This window comes from Pedobacter aquatilis, assembly GCF_032678405.1.
GTDB lineage: Bacteria > Bacteroidota > Bacteroidia > Sphingobacteriales > Sphingobacteriaceae > Pedobacter > Pedobacter aquatilis_A.
In genome coordinates, this window is sequence record NZ_JAVTSJ010000007.1 from 197,720 (window position 1) to 216,870 (window position 19,151).

24 protein-coding genes are annotated in these 19,151 nt (G+C 39.6%); 2 read left to right on the plus strand and 22 right to left on the minus strand.

Annotated features, from left to right (window positions below; all coding sequences use genetic code 11):
- Positions 1–13: 13 nt before the first annotated feature.
- The 11 genes from R2R71_RS18805 to R2R71_RS18855 all read right to left on the minus strand — a co-directional run bounded on the left by R2R71_RS18805 (position 14) and on the right by R2R71_RS18855 (position 9,419).
- The gene (locus R2R71_RS18805; RefSeq protein WP_316832827.1) at positions 14–2,098 is read right to left on the minus strand and encodes a hypothetical protein; all 2,085 of its coding nucleotides are present in this window, start codon (positions 2,096–2,098) and stop codon (positions 14–16) included.
- A 70-nt stretch (positions 2,099–2,168) separates the two neighbouring features.
- On the minus strand, positions 2,169–2,585 hold the full coding sequence (locus R2R71_RS18810) for a DUF1801 domain-containing protein (protein ID WP_316832828.1): 417 nt from the start codon (positions 2,583–2,585) through the stop codon (positions 2,169–2,171).
- 126 nt (positions 2,586–2,711) lie between these two features.
- Positions 2,712–3,119, minus strand: coding sequence for an alpha/beta hydrolase (locus R2R71_RS18815; RefSeq protein WP_316832829.1), 408 nt, complete (start codon positions 3,117–3,119; stop codon positions 2,712–2,714).
- A 2-nt stretch (positions 3,120–3,121) separates the two neighbouring features.
- Complete coding sequence (locus tag R2R71_RS18820; RefSeq protein ID WP_316832830.1) at positions 3,122–4,024, minus strand: alpha/beta fold hydrolase; 903 nt, start codon at positions 4,022–4,024, stop codon at positions 3,122–3,124.
- Positions 4,025–4,076: 52 nt separating this feature from the next.
- The gene (locus R2R71_RS18825; RefSeq protein ID WP_316832831.1) at positions 4,077–4,634 is read right to left on the minus strand and encodes a DNA-3-methyladenine glycosylase I; all 558 of its coding nucleotides are present in this window, start codon (positions 4,632–4,634) and stop codon (positions 4,077–4,079) included.
- 2 nt (positions 4,635–4,636) lie between these two features.
- The gene (locus R2R71_RS18830) at positions 4,637–5,557 is read right to left on the minus strand and encodes a helix-turn-helix transcriptional regulator (RefSeq protein ID WP_316832832.1); all 921 of its coding nucleotides are present in this window, start codon (positions 5,555–5,557) and stop codon (positions 4,637–4,639) included.
- A gap of 17 nt (positions 5,558–5,574) precedes the next feature.
- Complete coding sequence (locus R2R71_RS18835; RefSeq protein WP_316832833.1) at positions 5,575–6,372, minus strand: SDR family oxidoreductase; 798 nt, start codon at positions 6,370–6,372, stop codon at positions 5,575–5,577.
- Between the two features lie 89 nt (positions 6,373–6,461).
- Positions 6,462–7,379, minus strand: coding sequence for a helix-turn-helix transcriptional regulator (locus R2R71_RS18840; protein ID WP_316832834.1), 918 nt, complete (start codon positions 7,377–7,379; stop codon positions 6,462–6,464).
- A gap of 15 nt (positions 7,380–7,394) precedes the next feature.
- Complete coding sequence (locus tag R2R71_RS18845; protein WP_316832835.1) at positions 7,395–8,288, minus strand: NAD(P)H-binding protein; 894 nt, start codon at positions 8,286–8,288, stop codon at positions 7,395–7,397.
- Positions 8,289–8,376: 88 nt separating this feature from the next.
- Complete coding sequence (locus tag R2R71_RS18850; RefSeq protein WP_316832836.1) at positions 8,377–8,832, minus strand: SRPBCC domain-containing protein; 456 nt, start codon at positions 8,830–8,832, stop codon at positions 8,377–8,379.
- A gap of 14 nt (positions 8,833–8,846) precedes the next feature.
- The gene (locus R2R71_RS18855) at positions 8,847–9,419 is read right to left on the minus strand and encodes an SRPBCC domain-containing protein (protein ID WP_316832837.1); all 573 of its coding nucleotides are present in this window, start codon (positions 9,417–9,419) and stop codon (positions 8,847–8,849) included.
- A 122-nt stretch (positions 9,420–9,541) separates the two neighbouring features.
- Here R2R71_RS18855 and R2R71_RS18860 point away from each other — a divergent pair, with 122 nt between their 5' ends.
- Positions 9,542–10,522: a GlxA family transcriptional regulator gene (locus tag R2R71_RS18860; protein WP_316832838.1), complete on the plus strand. Its 981-nt coding sequence runs from the start codon at positions 9,542–9,544 to the stop codon at positions 10,520–10,522.
- Here R2R71_RS18860 and R2R71_RS18865 read toward each other — a convergent pair whose 3' ends face one another.
- The 3 genes from R2R71_RS18865 to R2R71_RS18875 are packed head-to-tail and all read right to left on the minus strand — an operon-like array spanning position 10,523 to position 11,911.
- Complete coding sequence (locus R2R71_RS18865; protein ID WP_316832839.1) at positions 10,523–10,936, minus strand: DUF6157 family protein; 414 nt, start codon at positions 10,934–10,936, stop codon at positions 10,523–10,525.
- Between the two features lie 30 nt (positions 10,937–10,966).
- Entirely contained in the window at positions 10,967–11,161 is a 195-nt protein-coding gene (locus tag R2R71_RS18870; RefSeq protein WP_316832840.1) for a KOW motif-containing protein, read from the minus strand.
- Between the two features lie 27 nt (positions 11,162–11,188).
- Complete coding sequence (locus tag R2R71_RS18875; protein ID WP_316832841.1) at positions 11,189–11,911, minus strand: SDR family oxidoreductase; 723 nt, start codon at positions 11,909–11,911, stop codon at positions 11,189–11,191.
- 231 nt (positions 11,912–12,142) lie between these two features.
- Between R2R71_RS18875 and R2R71_RS18880 the strand changes: the two genes are divergently transcribed.
- A complete protein-coding gene (locus tag R2R71_RS18880; RefSeq protein ID WP_316832842.1) occupies positions 12,143–12,385 on the plus strand; it encodes a hypothetical protein in 243 nt (80 codons plus the stop codon).
- 20 nt (positions 12,386–12,405) lie between these two features.
- Here R2R71_RS18880 and R2R71_RS18885 read toward each other — a convergent pair whose 3' ends face one another.
- From R2R71_RS18885 to R2R71_RS18920, 8 genes are all read right to left on the minus strand, one after another.
- Positions 12,406–12,993, minus strand: a complete 588-nt coding sequence (locus tag R2R71_RS18885) for a YdeI/OmpD-associated family protein (protein ID WP_316832843.1) — start codon at positions 12,991–12,993, stop codon at positions 12,406–12,408.
- 4 nt (positions 12,994–12,997) lie between these two features.
- On the minus strand, positions 12,998–13,450 hold the full coding sequence (locus R2R71_RS18890; protein WP_316832844.1) for a DUF1569 domain-containing protein: 453 nt from the start codon (positions 13,448–13,450) through the stop codon (positions 12,998–13,000).
- A 71-nt stretch (positions 13,451–13,521) separates the two neighbouring features.
- The gene (locus tag R2R71_RS18895; RefSeq protein WP_316832845.1) at positions 13,522–14,214 is read right to left on the minus strand and encodes a YafY family protein; all 693 of its coding nucleotides are present in this window, start codon (positions 14,212–14,214) and stop codon (positions 13,522–13,524) included.
- Between the two features lie 10 nt (positions 14,215–14,224).
- The gene (locus R2R71_RS18900) at positions 14,225–14,788 is read right to left on the minus strand and encodes a DUF4256 domain-containing protein (protein WP_316832846.1); all 564 of its coding nucleotides are present in this window, start codon (positions 14,786–14,788) and stop codon (positions 14,225–14,227) included.
- A 103-nt stretch (positions 14,789–14,891) separates the two neighbouring features.
- On the minus strand, positions 14,892–16,013 hold the full coding sequence (locus R2R71_RS18905; protein WP_316832847.1) for an NAD(P)/FAD-dependent oxidoreductase: 1,122 nt from the start codon (positions 16,011–16,013) through the stop codon (positions 14,892–14,894).
- Positions 16,014–16,033: 20 nt separating this feature from the next.
- The gene (locus R2R71_RS18910) at positions 16,034–17,209 is read right to left on the minus strand and encodes an NAD(P)/FAD-dependent oxidoreductase (RefSeq protein WP_316832848.1); all 1,176 of its coding nucleotides are present in this window, start codon (positions 17,207–17,209) and stop codon (positions 16,034–16,036) included.
- Positions 17,210–17,282: 73 nt separating this feature from the next.
- Positions 17,283–18,035: an AraC family transcriptional regulator gene (locus R2R71_RS18915; RefSeq protein WP_316832849.1), complete on the minus strand. Its 753-nt coding sequence runs from the start codon at positions 18,033–18,035 to the stop codon at positions 17,283–17,285.
- A 3-nt stretch (positions 18,036–18,038) separates the two neighbouring features.
- Complete coding sequence (locus R2R71_RS18920; RefSeq protein ID WP_316832850.1) at positions 18,039–19,106, minus strand: nitronate monooxygenase family protein; 1,068 nt, start codon at positions 19,104–19,106, stop codon at positions 18,039–18,041.
- Between the last annotated feature and the right edge of the window lie 45 nt (positions 19,107–19,151).

Genomic DNA, 19,151 nt, shown 5'->3' on the forward strand with positions numbered 1-19,151 from the left:
TTTGCCTGTTCAATTATTGTTCAATCCAAATCATTTGCGTAAAGCCGCCATTCGCAGCAATATCCCAGGCCTCAAGCCTTACCCATTTACGCCCACTCAGATTTATTTTTTGTGTAATAATTTGCTGGTTAAAGGCTTTTGTATTGTTAAGATCAATGCGCTCCCGGAATGTGTTCTTTCCATCACCTGATACAACTTCTGCATAATTCATGGGAAAAGTCCAGTCCAGCTGGAATTTTAAGGTTGCATTTCCTGTTTTATCAAGTTTAAGGCTTTCACCTGCAGTTTTATTATTGATGCTGAACTGCGGGATAAGCACTTCACCCGTCGAAACAAAAAACTTACCCTTTTTAAGTACATCTAGTACAGGTTTCCATCCTTTATCATAAGCAGGAACGGTATCTAAAGCCAGATAGTTTACATTTAAGTGCGCATACATTTCATTCTGATGGGTAACGGTAAAAATGTCTGATTCTGCCAAAACATTCTTTTTTAGTCCCCAGTTTGCCATGTCATCATAAAGCTTTAATACACGCTGGCTTAATGTGGCGATGGATAAATCAGCCGGTATGGCTTTCCAGGCGGCGCCTAAAAAGGTGGGCGATTTATAAAATGCCTCATCTTTATAAATATCAGGGTAACCTGTTGAACCTTTTGTACGGGCATGTGCGGTCCAGGCGAGGCCATTTTCAAGCTCAAGCAATTTTAACATTTCTTCCTTATCACCTACACGATAAACTTTCCCCAAGGTTGGATCTTCTGTTAAGAATTTTTCATCGGCCTTCCGCGACATGATCCAGTAAACTGGTTTAGGGAAAAATGCAAGCCAGTGTCCGCCGTAAAAATTATTGGCCTCTTCACCCGGAAGTAGCAAAAAGTTTCGGTCAGAAAGCCGTTTGGTTTGTTCAAACAATGATTTAAGCTCTTTTAATCGCTCTTGTTCAGGCCCTTTTGGGTGTCCTGGTCCGTGGAATTCGGCTAGTTTTACAATGTTTATCCCATGCTTTTTTAATACATCAACAAATTCAGGTTTTTCGGGTATCGGTTTTCCTGAAAGGGCTACATCAGATATAAATTCATTGTGAAAGTGTGTGGCTAATGTTTTATAACCTTTCAGGGGTTTGTAAGAATCATTATGTGTTAATTTTTTTACTTCTTCAAGCGCTTTTGTTGCGCCTTCGGTATTGATTAAGCAAAAGAAGTTAAGCCGCTGATGTGTTTTTGGCGGTGCATTAAACCAAGGTACATAGCGCTTATCGCCTAATGGATCTTGCCTGATACCCATCCCGAAGCCTGGTATCAATTTATGAAAGCTATTTCCATACCAGGTAAACTTTAAGTTAAATGCTTCATCAAGTGGATAGAAATATTGGTGTGGTGCAGGGAAAAGCGCCAGACTTCCACCTGTGTTTTCACCAACAATTGCCCGATATTTAACTTCTAAATTCCTGCTGGTATCCGTTGTCGTGGGTTTGGAGAAATGCATCTTTTCCGATACATCAGACCATGCCATGGATTTCCATAACGATTTCTTGTTTACCAGGCCGGCATCATATAAAATCGCTGTAGAATCAACCTCGGTTGCCAATACCGCTGCAACGTTAAATAGCGGACTACCATTATAAAAGGTAATTTCAATAGTTCCCTTAAAACGGTCAGCTGTAGCATCGTTTATGCTAATGGTTGTACGCTGCCCTTTTGTACTCACCCTTGCTTTTTGTTTTTTGATGTCCACCAGGTAAGAAGCATAGGGTTTCCGTGGTACGCGGTCGAAGAAAACATCCCAACCGCCGCTCGATGGGCTAAGGGTACGTTTGCCAACGGTGAGTACAAATGCGGGGTCTAAGCCCGACATAATTTCGCTGAAGTTTTTTCCTTTAGTAAGCTGTATACTTTTGAATAGTGGATTTTTTTGATCCATATCCAACAGCATGCGGGCAGTACCTTGTTTTCCTGCTGGCCAGCTAATGGTGATTACTTTTTTGTTTTGAGTTACAATGGCTCCGTTTTTTTTGAAACCCGAAAGATCGATTAATGATTGTTGTGCGAACGCATTTGCACTTATCATTAAGATGATAATAAGGAATAATTTTTTCATAGGTTTTATAAAAATAATAAAAAAATATAAACCCGATTATGTGGAAATATCAAGGTGGAAGTTGAACCTCTTATTCTCTTTCAACCAGGCTTAGCCAATCCTGAATTATCTGTTGTAACAACTTGCCTTTTGATCGAACATCTTCCATGCTTGTTAAAGTTATCAATCTACGCCCATCCTTATAATCGCCTTCCAGCAATCCTGTCGTATCATTTATCGTTGCACCGGTTGGAAACACAAGCAAGATTTTTCCTTTGTGAAGGTTCAAAACAACAATATCCCGCTTATATTCTTTCGGATCAAATGATTTTATCTTTCCCGTGTAGTAGAAACTAGGGCTATTCCATTTTACCTGTTCTGCAACTTCTTTATCTGTATTGAGAATGAGCCGTCTGATCAATTCGACGATTTCCCCTTGTTTGGTTTCGAGTTTTTGGATAAGCGCTGAGACTTGTTCTGTCGGCGATGATTTTTCGACTTTTGCCATTATGGATTTGTTAAGGATTCAAATCATTTTTTATCTGATAAGCAAAGCTATAATAGAAAATCATGCTAAAAAAGGGCTGTTTAGGTTTTAAAAAATGCCGTTTGAGACAAGACCTAGCTTGCTACCTTAATTTATGCCTTCATTTAAAAAGTTAAGTACCGTCTGGTTGAACAGCTCCGCGTTTTCTTCGGGTACCATATGGCTTTCATTTTTGAATATGACGAGTTTGGAGTTATTAATGTTATCGGCGATCAATTTTGTATGTGCCTGTTTTATGATATCTTTTTCGCCTGCCATTATCAAACAACTAGCCGTTATTTTGTGCAAATCCTGGCTGTCAATATTTGGCTCAGCCAGAAGCATTTTCAGTAAGCGGGCTACCTGTTGTGATTCAGCATCGTCTTTTTTGATCAATTCTTTTAAATCTTTCCTAACCTGGGCAAGCATAGCCTTATCAACAGCCTGTTCGGTTGGATTAAGGTTGGCACCCGTAATCATCAGTTTGTTTACATACTCTGGATATTTAATCGCCATAATCAGGGCCGTGTTTCCACCATCGCTCCATCAACAATGTTTACCTTTTTTAAATGTAAGGAGTCTAGAAGTACTTTCATGTCGCTGGCGAAAAGATCATAACTCAGCTTTGTGGTATCGTTATCTAAACTTTTACCCTGTGCCCGGGTATCAACCGCGATAACTTTATATTTCTTTTCAAAATCTGGTATTTGCTTACTGAATGCAGCTATAGATTGTCCGTTGCCGTGTAAAAGTAACAATGGTTCACCCTTTCCGTAAGTTTCATAATAAAGTTTAATTCCATTTACCAGGCAATATTTCCCGGTTGTCCGGTTATTTCCGTAAAAAGTTTTCCAGGTTAATTTTGCCTTTGTTGTTTCAATTTCTAAAACCTTTCCGTGTAAATGGTCATTCAGATTCAGCGCATTAATCCTTGTACCTTCAGGTATTTTCGGACTGTGTAAAAAACTTTTCAGCGGATTATCCCCATCGTTTTCAAAATTGCTGTTTTTAATAGGTATTTCTATCCAATTCCCTTCATTGTTCCTGATCTCAAACTTTATATTATCGGCCAGGAAAATACCGTTTCCTTCAATGGTTACGTATAACCATATTTCTTTCGATTTTGGATTTATCCTGCCCGTGGTCTCCAGCTTCTTCCAGGAAGTATCTGCTGAAACATCTTTGGTCATATTAACATCGAGCCATTCATCACTGTTAATTACCTGTCTGGCCAGTATGGTTATGTTCTTAAGTGAATCAGTTTGCCTTGATTTTACATCTAATGTATAACGGAAGTCGTTGCCGGAATACTTTTCTATTTTGAGTTTAGTTCCAAAGTAAAATGAATTGGTAACAACTTTTGTTTGTGCATGAATCCACAGGTAAAAAATACTGAAGAGAATAGTGAGGCGAAATTTCATAATTATTCTGACTTAATAAATTGCGAAAAGATTAATAGCTAAATCGTTCGGATTAATTTTTCGTACTTAGCCACATCGGGTTTTGTTTCGCTATTTCTTTATTAACAGGGCAGTTTTCATCGTGGCATCCAGGTAGATAACCAATACTCATCAAAAATTCGTTAACAATTTCACCTCCGGTAAACTTAAAAGTCTTTTTAAAAAGTTTTATCCATTCTTCTTTGGTTTTAGGATGATGGTGTGTTAACCAATTTTCGAAAGAACCAAATTCTTTTTGAAGGGTAAGAATGGTTTTTGCGTTCTCAATGGCAGCATTTATTTTCAATCGGTTTCTGATAATGCCTGCATCAGCAAGCAATCTTTCCCAGTCGGCTTCGCCGTAGGCGGCAACTTTTTCAATGTTGAAATTATCATAAGCCAATCTGAACGATTTTTCTTTTTTTAAGATGGTTTCCCAGCTCAAGCCTGCCTGGTTAATTTCCATTACTAACCTCCCGAAAAGCTCGTTGTCATTATGTATTGGAAAACCATAATGATTATCGTGGTAGTTTTTATGTAAAGCCTTCCGCTCTTCGGGCTGCATGTATTCAATGGCGCTGCAATATGACATCTTTAGTTTTTATAAAATGATTGTTTGAATTGTACTGGTGTAAGGTTCGTTTTACTCTTAAATAATTTATTAAAAGATTGCGGATGTTCAAAACCCAGCTGGTAGGCGATTTCGGCAACCGATAAATTACTGATTGATAAAATTTCTTTAGCCTTCTCTATTAATTTTTCGTGGATATGCTGCTGTGCATTCTGGCCGGTTAATGAACGCAACATATCGCTTAAGTAGCGTGGTGAAACACTAATTTCTTCTGCAAGCTGATGAACCGTTGGTAAGCCCTGTATCAGTGCCGTTTTGTTATTGAAATAGTTAGTCCAGTAATCTTCTAGTTTTGCGAGCAAATCGTGATTTACAGCCTTTCGGGTAATAAACTGTCGTTTGTAGAAACGATTGCTGTAATTCAAAATTAATTCGATTTGTGAAAGAATCACGTCCTGGCTAAAATCATCAATGGCAGATTTTAATTCTTCTTCAATATTAAAAAAGATGTTCAGGATGATATTTTTTTCCCTGTCAGAAAGGTGAAGCGCTTCATTAGCGGCGTATGAAAAAAAGCCATAGTTTTTAATGTTGCGGCCTAAGGGATAATTCCGGATAAAATCGGGATGTATAAGCAAGGTATAGCCTAAATATTCAGTATCATCGGTAGTGGCGAGGATCTGGTTTGGAGCCGTAAAAACCAAACCACCTTCATCAAAATCGTAATAATTCTGGCCATACCTTATTTTTCCTTTAAGGCTCTTTTTATAAGATATTTTGTAAAAATTAAATAAAAAGGCAGCTGGCAGCTCATCTTTCGCTACCGAAATAAAAGTGTTATCCACCAGACTAACAAGCGGATGCAAGGGCTTTGGTAAGCCCAGCATCCGGTGTAAATCTGCTATCGAATCAAACTGATGTGGAATATTTTCTTCTTTTTTCACTGGTTAAAGATAAAGATTTAGTTCACTGAAATTAGCTCAGCCATCTCTTTTCTGAACGATTCTGCGCCAAGTTCCATCCTTTGTGCATAAAGTGCCTTCGCATCTTCTCCTGCGAGGTATCTTAACTGCTCTTTGCCATCGGTTGCCGCTTCAAAAACTACTTTCGCAATGTCTTCTGCTGCGGTAAAATGATCTTCATTTAAGCCTGAAAACATTTTATCCATCCATTTCTGATAAGCAGGGTGTGAGGATAAATCTGCCGAGCGATTCAGGAAGTCGGTTTTAATGCCCCCAGGTGAAACCGTTTTAATACCCACACCAATTTTTTTCAGTTCAAAAGCCATGCTTTCACTCCAGCCTTCAAGCGCCCATTTTGTGGCGTGGTAAACCGAACTGAATGGAAAGGTAATCAATCCGCCAATGGACGTGGTTGAAATAAAAAGGCCCTTGCCTTTTTCCCTGAAATAGGGGATAAAGGCCTGCGTTACCCTTATAACGCCTAAAACATTTGTATTTAGCTGGCGGATCAACTGGTTGTCTGTAGTAGATTCCAGCGGTCCCATCAAACCATATCCGGCATTGTTAAAAACTACATCAATATCGCCCATTGCCATCGCAAGTTTGGTGGTTTCTTCAATTTGGGCTACATCGGTTACATCCAGCGGTAATAGCGTTACATTGTCGATGGTGTTTAAAGTTGTTTCATTTTCTGGTTTGCGCATGGTCGCGATTACTTTCCAACCGTTTGCGGCAAATAATTTTGCCGTCGCTTTTCCTAGGCCTGTTGAGGCACCTGTTATAAATATTGTCTTCATTTTTTATATAATTGAAGTACAAAATTGCAGTAGCCAGGAAAAGATGATGTAGCCTAACTGGAAATTATTGTAGCCAAATTGGTTCTGGGCTAATTAAATGATGCTCTGAATGCCAGCGGGGAGAGCTTGGTTTTGGTTTTGAAGAGCTTGCTAAAGGATTGTGGATGCTCAAAACCAAGGCCGTAAGCAATTTCACTCACTGATAAACCTGTAAGCGATAACTTCTCCTTGGCTTTTTCAATAAGCTTGTTATGGATGTGCTGCTGTGTACTCTCGCCAGTTAATACCTTTAACAAACCGCTTAAATAATTGGGCGACATGTTTAGTGTTTCGGCAATGTGCTGAACGGTTGGTAATCCGTCTTTTAACAGGTTTTCGTTTTCAAAAAAATCGTCAAGGATTTCCTCAAGCCTTTGAAGTACGGTATGGTTTGTGATTTTTCTGGTGATGAATTGCCGGTGGTAAAACCTGTCTGAATAACTTAACAAGAGTTCCAGTTGTGCATGCATTACGTTCTGGCTGAACTTATCAATATTCGAGTGATATTCCTGCTGTATATTTTGCATAATGGCCGCAAGTGTATTTTCTTCCTTTTCAGATAAGAAAAGTGCCTCATGTACGGCATAGTGAAAAAATTCGCTTTGTTTAAAAAGCCGTGCCAAAGGGGTATTCCATAAAAAATCGGGATGTACAACTAACATCCATCCCGATTGTTTTAAGCTTGTGCCTTCTTCTACCTCAATACTAAAAATCTGACCAGGCGAAATAAAAAACAAAATGCCTTCATCAAAATCGTAAGCCTGTTGCCCATACCTTATTTTGGCATTAAAATTTCTTTTAAGGGCAATGGAGTAAAAATCAAGCACAATGTTGTTTTTGCCCTCGGGTACGCTTTTTACATCAGCTAAATTTATCACGCTAATCAACGGATGCTCAGGTTTTGGTAAGCCCCTGAACTTATGAAACTCGCTGATAGTTTTAAATTTATGAAATAATGTATTTGCCATGGCTTAAATATACTGTTACTGATGATAAGCCAAGGCAAATTCCGTGGCGTAATCGGTCATTTTTACTTTACCCATCGCCGGTTTGTTATTATAGTAATCTTCTGCAAGCAATCCTGTACGTAAAGCGGAATACATCTCAATCAGTCCAGCTGCAATTGTTGGGTTTAATCCGACTGTAATCAGGTTTTGTAATGCTTCTTCATCAGAAAGAACAATCCATTTCAAATCTGGTTTTCCAATGGCTTCACCTAAAATCCTTGCCGTTTCATTTCCCGAAAGGTCTTCGCTGCCTACCCGGCGTATTTTTCTGCCAGTAGAAACTGCCGTTAGTTCTTCGGCTATGGCTGCTGCAATATCTGCTGGTGCAACCCATGGTATAATCCCCTCACCACCATAATTTGCGGCAATAAAGCCCATCGATTTGATTACAGGTACATAACCCAATAAATTATAGTAAAAAGAGTTTGGCCGCATATGGGTAACGGTTACATCCGAAGGTAATTCATTCAGTATCTTTTCTACTTCGTGTGCACCCGCCAGAATGCCGTTGCCTTTTGCCAGGTTGCCGCCAATTGTACTTAAATTAACAACTCTTCTTACGCCTGAAGCTTTAAGCGCCGCTGCATAAGCGCTCCCTTGATTAATAAAATAGGCATGTAAGTCAAAGTTGTGGTCGGTGTAATTTCCCGGAGGGACCATGGTATACACTGCATCAGCACCTGAAAAGGTTTTGGTCAGAAATTCAACATCAGCAATCGAACCGATTGCAGCCGTTGCGTCTAAGTCTTCAATTTCCTGCTTTCTTTCGGTACTACTGCTAATTACGGTTACCGAATGTCCTTTTTCTACTAAAGATAAGGTTAGGGGCTTACTGATGTGCCCCAATGAACCTGTTATAATAATTTTCATTTTCTATTGATTTGATAATTCAAATTTCTGAACTATTAAATCATAGAATGAAGCCAAATCTACTGTTGTTGTAGCCAAAAAAAGAGAATTAAGATTTACTGTTTCTCTTGGTATTGGGTTTTCCTGTGCCCGTTGTGATCAGGTTAATCAAACTGTTTTGTAAATATGCGGTCCAGGCATTTGAGCAGGCATCGAAACATTCAGCCGATTCTTTTAAGCCGATATGCTGAAATCGAATTTCTGTCAGTTGCCCGCTCGCCACAATATCAAAAATAACATTTGTGCCAATCCATTCTGTCTTATCAGCATTCCATGGTAAAAAGCAATCAATCACTTTCCAGTTTATTTTTTGGCCAGGTGTAAATTCAGTTACGCTGAAAGTTTTCCATGTATCGCCAAAATGTACGGTAAAATTGTTGTGTAGAGCATTGGGCGTACCTTCAAGGTCTGTAGTCCACCAGGCATCAATATGGTTTATTGCATTAAAAACTTCTTCGGCACTGGCTTTAACATTTAAGCTTATTTGATAATCTTTATCTTCCATGTGGTTTTTATCTTTTATTTACCTGAACTCAGTTTTTTCTCATCATCGGTTTGCGCTTTTTCCTTACCATTAGGTTTACCTTTTCCTTTGGTAATCAATTCACGTAAGCTGATCTGAATATAATTTGTCCAGGCATCATGGCAAATTTTATAGCATTCATCCTTTGGCTGCAAGCCTTTATGGGTAAAAACGAGTTTGGTCTGCTCACCGGCTTTTGAAATTTCAAAGATAACTTCAGTTCCTGGCCATTCGTTTTGCTTACTGGTGAACTTGAAATAATTTTCTTCAACCCGCCATACCACCTTCTTACCGGGAATAAGTGTTGTTATTTTCATTTTACAGCGGTGCACATCCTGAAAGTGATAATTAAAAACTGCATTTAATTTTTCAGTTTCGCCCTCAATTTCTTCTGACCACCAGCCCCTGACGTTGTTAATAGCTTTATAAACCTGTTCGGGTTGTTGACTAACAAAAATAGTTGTTGTGAAATCTTTAGTTTCCATATTGCTTTTTTCTTCTTCAATAGCCTGGTTTTTACCTGTATAACTAAACAGTACCAGAATAGGGTATAAGGTATATTTTAACATATTTTATACATTTAAATTCAAATTTACGGTCTGGATAAATAACTCAGGTAGTGTGAAATAGACTTTATGATGGGTTGATCTGGACAATAGAGATGATTATCTTTAAGCTAAAATTGTGCGTAATGAAACACCTTACTATCATTGTTCCCGACGGGGAAAATAACCTAAGCAGCATTGTTGGCGCTTATAAAATATTTACAAAAGCTAATGAATACTGGAAGCAAGCCGGCAAAAATGAATTGTTTAATATCCAGCTGGCCGGTATTTCACCAACTGTGGATTTTTATGATGGCTTGTTCAGCGTAAAGCCACATAACGATATTTCAAAAATCAGTAAAACGGATCTTATTATTATTCCATCCTTAAATCATAACTATGAAAAAGCAATTGACGGGAATGAAACCTTGATTAATTGGGTAAGCCGTCAATATAAGAATGGCGCTGAAGTAGCAAGTATTTGTACCGGCGCTTTTATGCTGGCGGCCTCGGGTTTGCTCGATGGTAAAAGCTGTTCTACGCATTGGTCTGCTGCCGAAAATTTTACGAAGATGTTTCCAAAGGTAAATTTACAACCCGATCGCTTAATTACCGATGAGTACGGTATTTATACCAATGGAGGGGCTTATTCTTTTTTGAACCTAATGATTTACCTGGTAGAAAAGAAATACGATAGGGAAACAGCAATTTTTTGTTCAAAGGTATTTCAGATTGCCTTTGAAAGAAACAGCCAGTCGGAGTTTACCATATTTACCGGACAAAAATCTCATGATGATGAACTGGTAAAAAAAGCACAAAACTATATTGAAAACAACCTTAACGAAAAATTATCAATTGAAAAACTTTCGGCCGATTTTGCAGTGGGGAGAAGGAATTTCGATAGAAGGTTTATTAAAGCAACCGGAAATACACCCCTCGAATATGCCCAGCGTGTACGCATCGAATCGGCTAAGAAAGCACTTGAAATAGGTCGCAAGACTATAAATGAGGTGATGTATGAAGTAGGCTACGCCGATATTAAAGCCTTTCGGGAAGTTTTCAGGAAAATCACGGGCATGTCGCCACTGGCCTATAAGGAAAAATATAACAGGGGGCTGGCGAACTAATTATCTTGTCGATCTCATCGCATTTACATGCTTTATCGACTGGTCATTAGCAAGCTTTTCATATTCCGGGCTTTCCAGTCCATAAAGCGCAATTTTACCCGTTTTATCATGATGAATTCCCCAGCCATATCGTTTTGTTAAGGGAGAGGCCCGTAAACAGGCCTGTCCCTTTGAAAAAAATATTTTCCTGGCTTCATCGTAATCCTGTGGCAATAAATCATTTCTATCGGCGTAAACCTGAAACAGCACATCATCGGAAGTATATCGATAAGGATGAGCCGAAATTAGCTCAAATTGCATGCTGGCCACCGTTTTGTTTTCTCCTTTCATTGGTGGTGATTCTCCTTTGATGGCCGGAGAATCCTCAGCAACTTTTATAAATGTATCCTGATAATTGGTACTATACTGTTTCATTTTTTACTTTGATTAAAAATCAAGCGCTTCTTATTGCATTTTAATGATTGCTACATTTCGGCCCAGGGTTTTAAAACGCTCACCATTCTGTTGTGTCACGGTGATGGTTTGATGCCCTGTTTTACTGATGTTAATGTCACTAACTGCCCCCGATTTACCCTTATGGGTGCCTCCGGTTACATGACAATAGTCACCATCTTTTAAATCCTTTACTTTTTCAATCATTCAATTAAAATAGTGAAAAATTTAAACTTAAGGGTTCATCATGTTAAAATACTCCAAAATGGTCTCGTTGTTTGCCTCGGCCCTGGATGCACTTGTTCCAAAGGTTAACTCTGTTTTTCCATCCCCAAGCTGTTTAAATATCGATTCGATAAAATCGCTAACTGCCGGATGCTGGTCGTGTAACCCTTTCCCGCCCAGGTCGGTATTTAATGCCGGAGGGATAATTTCAATAACCTCGATATTTTTAGCTTTCAGCTGATGCCTTAACGACAGGGTAAATGAACGTAAAAAAGCTTTTGTGGCACTGTAAACAGGTACTTTTGAAAAGGGGACGAAAGCTAAACCCGAAGTAACGTTCATCACCGTGTTGATTGACTTGGATTGCAGAAAGAGGTTGGTAAGGTGTACAGGCGCCGTGATATTGATCTCAATTTCATTCGCCGCCTTATCGTAAAGATCGTCTTGAGCCACATCAACCCAGTTTTGAATGCCCGCATTGTTTACAAGTACATTAACATCAGGGTGATTTTCCTGGACCCAGTTATAAAGCGCAATGCGTTCTGCCGGCTCGGCCAAATCACAAACCTTGGTTATAACTGATGGAAATTGATCCTTAACTTCTTTAAGTACCGATTCTCGGCGACCACAAATAATCACCGTATTGTTTTCGTTGATAAATCTTTCTGTTAATCCTAAACCGATGCCGCTTGCACCACCGGTTATTAAAATTTTATTATTTGATAAATTCATTGTTTCTGTTTTTTATTTTTCAAAGTTAAGTGGCCTATCATTAACCCAGTGGTGAGTAGTTAAGTTTTTAGCTTTAGTTAGTTTTTATTTGTAAGTATCTTGTTACTTAATGGGTTAGCTATTCGGTTTTGCCGCTTTTCTTTGATTTTTATCAACGTCCTTCTTGCAAAAGGGTGTTTTTACGGTTTAGGGGATTTATTTCTGGTTTAAATTTGCATAAACCTTACGACCATGAAAAACCAAACATCTCTGAAATCTTTGCAAAAGTTAATTCACAGGGCCGAAATGCTTACCAGTTTTCAGCCTGAAAATTTTGAAGATATTTTCAATACGCTAAGAAGTTTTCCTCAATTGCAAACCCCAAATACCGCCTTATTGTTGAATGATGTGCCAACAGAAAAGAACTGGTTAAACATCAAGTACAACATTATCGATGATATGGTAACAAAAGTTGGCGATTTCCTGAAATCATAACGTCCAGTTTTTGTTTTTCGTTAACGCAAATGCTTAGGCTTTAATTTCTGGCTGGCAAGTTTTGCGACTTCGTTGATGCGGTTTTGTCTTGTTTCCGCTTTTCGGGCAATTACAATCCATATTAAAATGGCTTTCTTAACCGACTTGCTTAGGGAGGAGAAAAATAACGCTGCACCTGAATATGCCTTTAGCGCAGTAGCTAGGTCTTTAGGGACAATCAGTTCTTCTGCTTCATCTAAAATTGTCCAGGCACCGTTTGCTTTAGCTATTTCAATACTTTTTAAGCCTGCTTCGCTCATTCTTCCGGTTTGAATCAGTTCTTCAACCTTATCCTTATTTATTTTCGACCAGGTTCCACCCGGTTTTCTTTTGCTGAAAAACTGTATGAATGTGTCTTCGTCAACTTTCTTTCTGATGCTGTCAATCCAGCCGAAACACAGGGCTTCTTCTACTGCTTCACTCCAGGAAATACTGGCTTTTCCTGATTTTTTACTGTACTGAACCAGCCATACTGCGGCGCTTAACTGATGGTTTTTCATCAGCCAGTTTCGCCACTCTACCCGGTTCGCCGGGCAGAATGTTGCTGTTTTATCGTCTCTTTTCACCATAGCTCTAAACCCCGAATTGCCTCAAATGGTGATCAAAATGTTTCCATTGCATAATAGCATACTCTTCTGCAGTAAGTTTTCCAAAAAAGGCATGTATATTTTTGGTACATTTTTCGGGTCCTCCTGCTGAGAATTGTTTTATTTGACTGATTACCTTCACTTTTTCATTTTCGAAATCAGGATTACCCTTAATGATATAATTTTTACTGGTTTGACTGTTTTTGGGAAATGGTTTCTCGCCAAAAAAACCAGGTTTTAATATTGCACCGAATATGCGGCCAACCAGGCCAACACGTTCCTGAAAATTTAAACCCATAGCTGTTTCTAAAGAAGCATTGCAATGGGCCAGCATTTGATTTACGTTCATTTTGCCCCATTCATTGTTGGCTAATGGAGAAAGTTTTTCAATTCTGTTTAAAATTTGAGCAGTGTCTGATGGATCAAAAAGGTTGTTCATTTTCGTTAAAATTTTAATTACCCTGCAAAGTTAAAGCAGCTTATGACAGCCCTATGTCAGGGGTTAAAAAATTAACCTTGCTTATCGAAAAATTCCTGCAAAGTCATTTTATGCGGTGTAAATTTTTCGTCTGAAATTTCAAGTTTATTAATCCTGTCGAGCCTGAAAAACCGGAAGTCATTGCGCAAGCGGCACCAGGCAATCAGTAGCCAGTTCTCCTGTGTGCTTACCAGGGCAAATGGCTCAATCGTTCTTATGGATGACTTTTTTGCCTCATTAACATATTCTATCCGGGTTAACCGGAAATTGGTTAAGCAGAACTGCAGGTCTGAGAGGTTATTGCTGTTTCTTTCATTGTTAAAATTCTGACTGAACCGGGTACGTTCGGCAAGTAAGTTAACATTGTCTTTGGTTTTATTTCCCAGCACTGCTTTAATTTTATCGATGGCCTCGCTGTATGCCGCGATAAAGGAGGCATCTTTATTTTTGAGCACCAGTTGTTCGGCAAGAATTAATGCATTAGCCTGGCTTTCAGTAAACATTACCGGAGGGATTTTAAAGCCTTCCATTAAAGAATAACCCTTGCCTTCGATGGTAAGGATCGGTACACCTGAAGCTTCCAAAGCTTTGATATCACGGTAAATTGTTCTAACGCTAACCGAAAATTTAGAGGAAAGTTCAGTAGCTGTCAGTAACCGTTTAGTTTGTAGTAGTGTCAGGATTGCGGTTAGCCTCGAGATACGTTTAGTATCATTGTCTATCATGTCAAAGGGTTTATACCTTTAATAAGCCACGGAAACCCCTTGCAGCGTAATAAGATTCGGCGCCATTGTGGTAAATAAAAACCTGATTGTATCGGCGGTCGCCAAATAAAGCACCCCCTAAATTTCTGATTGCTGCGGGACTACTAATCCAGCTTGATGTTTTGGTATCGAAAGTGCCTAGTTTTTGTAAATTACGGTATTGCTGCTCATCTAAAAGCTGAATACCCATATTTTCGGCTTCCTCCAAAACACTGCTTTTTGGTTTGTTTTCTTTTCTGGCATCTAAAGCTTTACGGTCGTAACAAAAACTTCTGCGTCCTTTCGGGCTTTCGGCAGCACAATCATAAAATACATAAGTGTTATCCGAAACATCATACTCAACAACATCAGGCTCGCCTTCTGTTCTTTCCATCTCCATCAGCGACCATAGTTTTTCCGGGTTTTTTTCGAGTTTAGCTTGAACATCCTGCCATTTTAAACCTTCATGGCGGTTCATGTTTTTTTCAAAACGAAGCTTTAATGTGCTAAGAAGGGTTTCTTGTGCTGCTGCTGTTATTTTCTTATTGCTGCTCATCGGGTATGTTTTCGGTTGATAAAGGGTAAATATAACTAATGTCGAAGAAGTTATCTGCAAAGTCGGATGCTTTTGCGCAATCAAAAAGGTTTATATAAAACCATCATGGATAAAACTTGCTGAAAGAAAAATCCCGATGACGCATGATGATTTCATTTTTTGCCGTTTCTGCCTGTGCTTCGCCCGCGTAAAGAAACATTTTCTGCTCGTAATCAGTTATTGCGGCCTCCAGCGTATGAAATTTCCCATTGGTTAAGTTGTCCGATAAAATCAGGGCATCTAATAAACCTGTATTCACACCCTGCCCGGCAAATGGGGGCATAATGTGTGCTGCATCACCAATAAGTGTAATGGGTAGGGGGCGCCTGCTTTTCCAGGGCGTAGTTAAGGGGATTTTCCTTGTCGGCCAAACCTTGAAGGAAGTGGTTGCATTTAATAATTGTGTATATAATTTATTCCACGTGGATAACCTGCCCGAAAGAAAGCTCCGTATATCATCTGTGTTTCTGGTAATATTTAAATCCCATTCATCGGGTTTTTCAAAAATTACATTATAACTTAAAATACCGCCATTCTTTGGGTTTGCCACCAGCAAAGTTCCCTCATGTGCCGCCATTAAAATATCATCATTGCATAGCTGGTAAAAGTCAGGGCAAGATTGTTTTGGATTTAAAACTTCCCCTTGAAGAATTAACGTACCGGTATAGACTATGCTGGCATCCGTAACGTATCTGCGGGCTTTCGTCATACCACCATTAGCTCCAATAACCAGATCGGCAACTGCATTTTCGCCTGCTTCAAATTGTAGTAACCACTTGTTGTCTTGTGGTTCAAGGTTAACGAGTTTTCTGTTCCAGATAACTGTTCCGGAACTTAAGCTGTTCAGTAATAGGACTCTTAAGTCATTTCTGTTAATTTCCGGGTTATCGTTTCTTTCTTCGAGTGCTATCTTTCTGGATAAAATAATTTTCGCGTCTTCATCAACAATTGTTCTCCCCATTGCTAATGCCTTTTCGTAGTATGCCGCCAATAAACCTGCCGCTTCTAATGCATCCTGTCCTGAACCTTTATGTAAGTCGAGCGTGCCGCCTGAAATACTGGTTTGATCATCCTTATCCCTTTCATAAACGGTAACATTTACCCCCTTTTGCTGAAGGAGTCTGGCCATGGTTAAACCAACCGGCCCTGCGCCAATGATGGCTACTTGCTTATCTTTTAATAACATATATCTTGTCTTTTAGCAGATTAACCTTCACGCATATCATTCAGTTCATTGAAAAAACCAAGCATGTTGTCAAGGTTATTTTCTGATTGCATTAAACCGACCATATCCAGTGCATCTTGAGTTTCCTTAGAGGTACGTAAAAGCATTTTCTTTTCAAAGGCCGCAATTGCGGTTTCAATTGTGTCGAAATTTTCCATACAAAGTGCCTCATATAATTCCAACGCATCCTGCATGGCCTGGTTAACGCCTTCGCCTGAAGGCGGGGTAACATGTGCTGCATCACCAATCATGGTGAGATTAGACTGGCTTTTCCAAGACTGCTCAACAGGGAAATGATATTGCGGACGAATAACGAAGTAAGATTCATCTGTTGAAAATATTTCGTGCCACTGATCACTCCAGTCGGCGTAGCGTTGTTTAAACCAGTCGAATACCTGTGCTTTATTTCTAAAATCTATTCCTGCTAAAGTTGCTAAATCTTCAGGTTCATAGCTGATGGTGTAAAATGAAAGTGAACCTTCACCTTTTGCACTTAAAACGACAGTTTTTTTATCCCATAAAGCATAAACTTTGCCGCCATTAGTCAGTTTCCATAAGTTGGGAGCATTGCTGGCTGCATTGTAAATATTACCTTCCACTATGGTAACGCCTGAATATATCCGCTTGATATCGGTTATATATTTCCTCACTTTTGAGTTAGCGCCATCTGAGGCAATGACTAAATCAGCATAAGCTGTTGTTCCGTTTTCGAAAACCAGGTTCCAGCCTTCGCCATTTTTGATCAGTTTAGAAAATTTGGAGTCCCATATAATGGTATCTTCTTTTAAAGAGTCAATGAGTAAATCACGAAGCGGCCCGCGATCGATTTCCGGTCTGGCAAATTCGCTGTCTAAGTCTTCCAGAGGAGCTTCATTACGCTCCGTGTAATGAACAGTTGCCTGGTTATCTACAATGGTAACCCTTTCCGCACCCGGACGATAACTTTTTTTGAAAGCATCTATTAATCCGGCTTCCCGAAGTGCCTTTAATCCCGAATGGTAGTGTAAATCAAGCGTGGCGCCTTGCTGACGGGCCGATTTATCCTGATCACGTTCATATAGTTTAACGCTTGCACCCTTAAGCTCGAGTAGTCTTGCTAGTGTTAATCCGCCCGGACCGCCGCCCACAATGGCTATTTTTTTATCTTTTAGTAACATCTTTCTGTATAATTTGATGTTACAAAATTGCTGATGCTTTGATAAACAGAATAGTAAAAATCAGACGTTTTTTTTAACCCTCTTTTTTCAATGCGGCAATATCAATGAAACGTTCATCTTTATTTTTGCGCAGTTCTTTAGGCGTTACACCAGCATACTTTTTAATTTCTTTAATAAAATGATTCTGGTCGGTAAAGTTCTGCTCGGGAAAAAGTTTGCCTTCGCTGATGTGCCTAAACGACGCCTTGAAACGGAGTATGCTGCAATAGGCCTTTAATGAGATTCCGAATTGCTGATTGAAATAACGGTTTATTTGCCTGCTGCTCCAGAAAACCTGCTCTGAAAGTTCTTTCACACTCATTGCACCATCGGTGGCATAAATCAGTTCGAATAATTTCTTTTTGCGGCTATCGATAGTTGCCTCCGTAACCGTTTTTATTCTTGCCGAAGCTTTTTTACAAAAGTTTTCGAGGCTTTCGAAATCAACGGCTTCAAATGCCCAGAAATCGTTTGGGATTATTTTTCCTTCATTGAGTACATCTTTAATTGAATCCCCAAAAAGGTATTCTACAGCCAGTAACTTAAAGCCTATGGAAAACATTTCTGTTCCGGCTTTAATAACAACCTCACTTGGCAGGGTATCAACGCCCCTTACAAATATTTCCCACTTGCCGCTACTTGCTTTCATCAGCATCATATCGGCCATTCCATTTGGCAGTACGGTAGCTGGGATGTCTTTTCCGGTTTTATTTTCGAGCAGCCAGAAACTGTGCGCAAAATGCGCAATGGACTCATCAGCTAATATCGATTGAATGGCAAGCTGCATGCTTTAGTGTTGTAAAGTTTCATATTGCCTGATCAAATCCTTGAAAACATCACTGGTTTGTAGGCCTGTGTTAACACCTGCAGATTGGCCTGCCCATAGATTGGTATAGTCGGCGTCGTTGGCCTGTTGAGCCAGTTTACGAAATGCTGTGGTTAAGCTGTTCTGAAAAGGGTAGGGTGGGATAGGAATGCCAGCCTGTTCAATTCTTTCCATCATCTCATTCCGGATACCCCTTGCCCATCTTCCTGAAAAGCTGCGTGTAAGTGCTGTATCCGTATCTTTTGCTGCCTTAACCTTTGATTTATAAGCTGCAATACCATCAGCTTCCTGCGTTGCGATAAAAGCCGTTCCTATTTGTACAGCACAGCTTCCAAGCTTAAAAGCAGCATTTATCGTTTCACCGCTGTTTATGCCGCCCGCTGCAATGCAGGGTATTTTTACAGCCTTAATTACCTGTGGAAGGAGTGAAAAAAGCCCGATTTGTGGTAGCGGGATATTCTCAATAAATGTACCTCGATGCCCACCGGCCTCAATACCTTGAACAACAATCAGATCAACCCCGTCTTTTTCCAGTAGCTGTGCTTCCCCTACACAAGTTGCAGTGCCTATCAGGGTACAGCCATGGGCTTTGAGCAATTGAATACTTTCGGCATCAAGCCGGCCAAAGGTGAAGCTAACAATTGAGATAGCTTCTTCAATTATAACATCAAGCTGGTCGCGATAAGTGTAAAATTTAAAATTCGAAAGCTTTTCAGCATCAAGTTGATAGCCTTTTTCGCCTGCCATCTGCATGAGCAGGTTTCGCATGGGCTCCAGCGCATGTTCATCGTAATCGGGGATACGGTGTGTGAAAAGGTTGAGCGCAAAAGGCTTGTTGGTAAGGCTTTTAGTTTTTTGAATAAGTTGTCGGGTAGCTTCAGGCGATAAGCCGCCCACCGGCAGCGAGCCTAATCCTCCCTCATTTGAAACGATGGCAGCCATTTCAGGGGTAGAAACCCCAAGCATTGGTGCCTGTATCAATGCATATTTGATATTTAAGCGTTCAGTAAAGGCATTTTTCAAACTCATCATAATGGTAAATTTACCATTAAACCTTTATATCCTGGGCATTTTAAT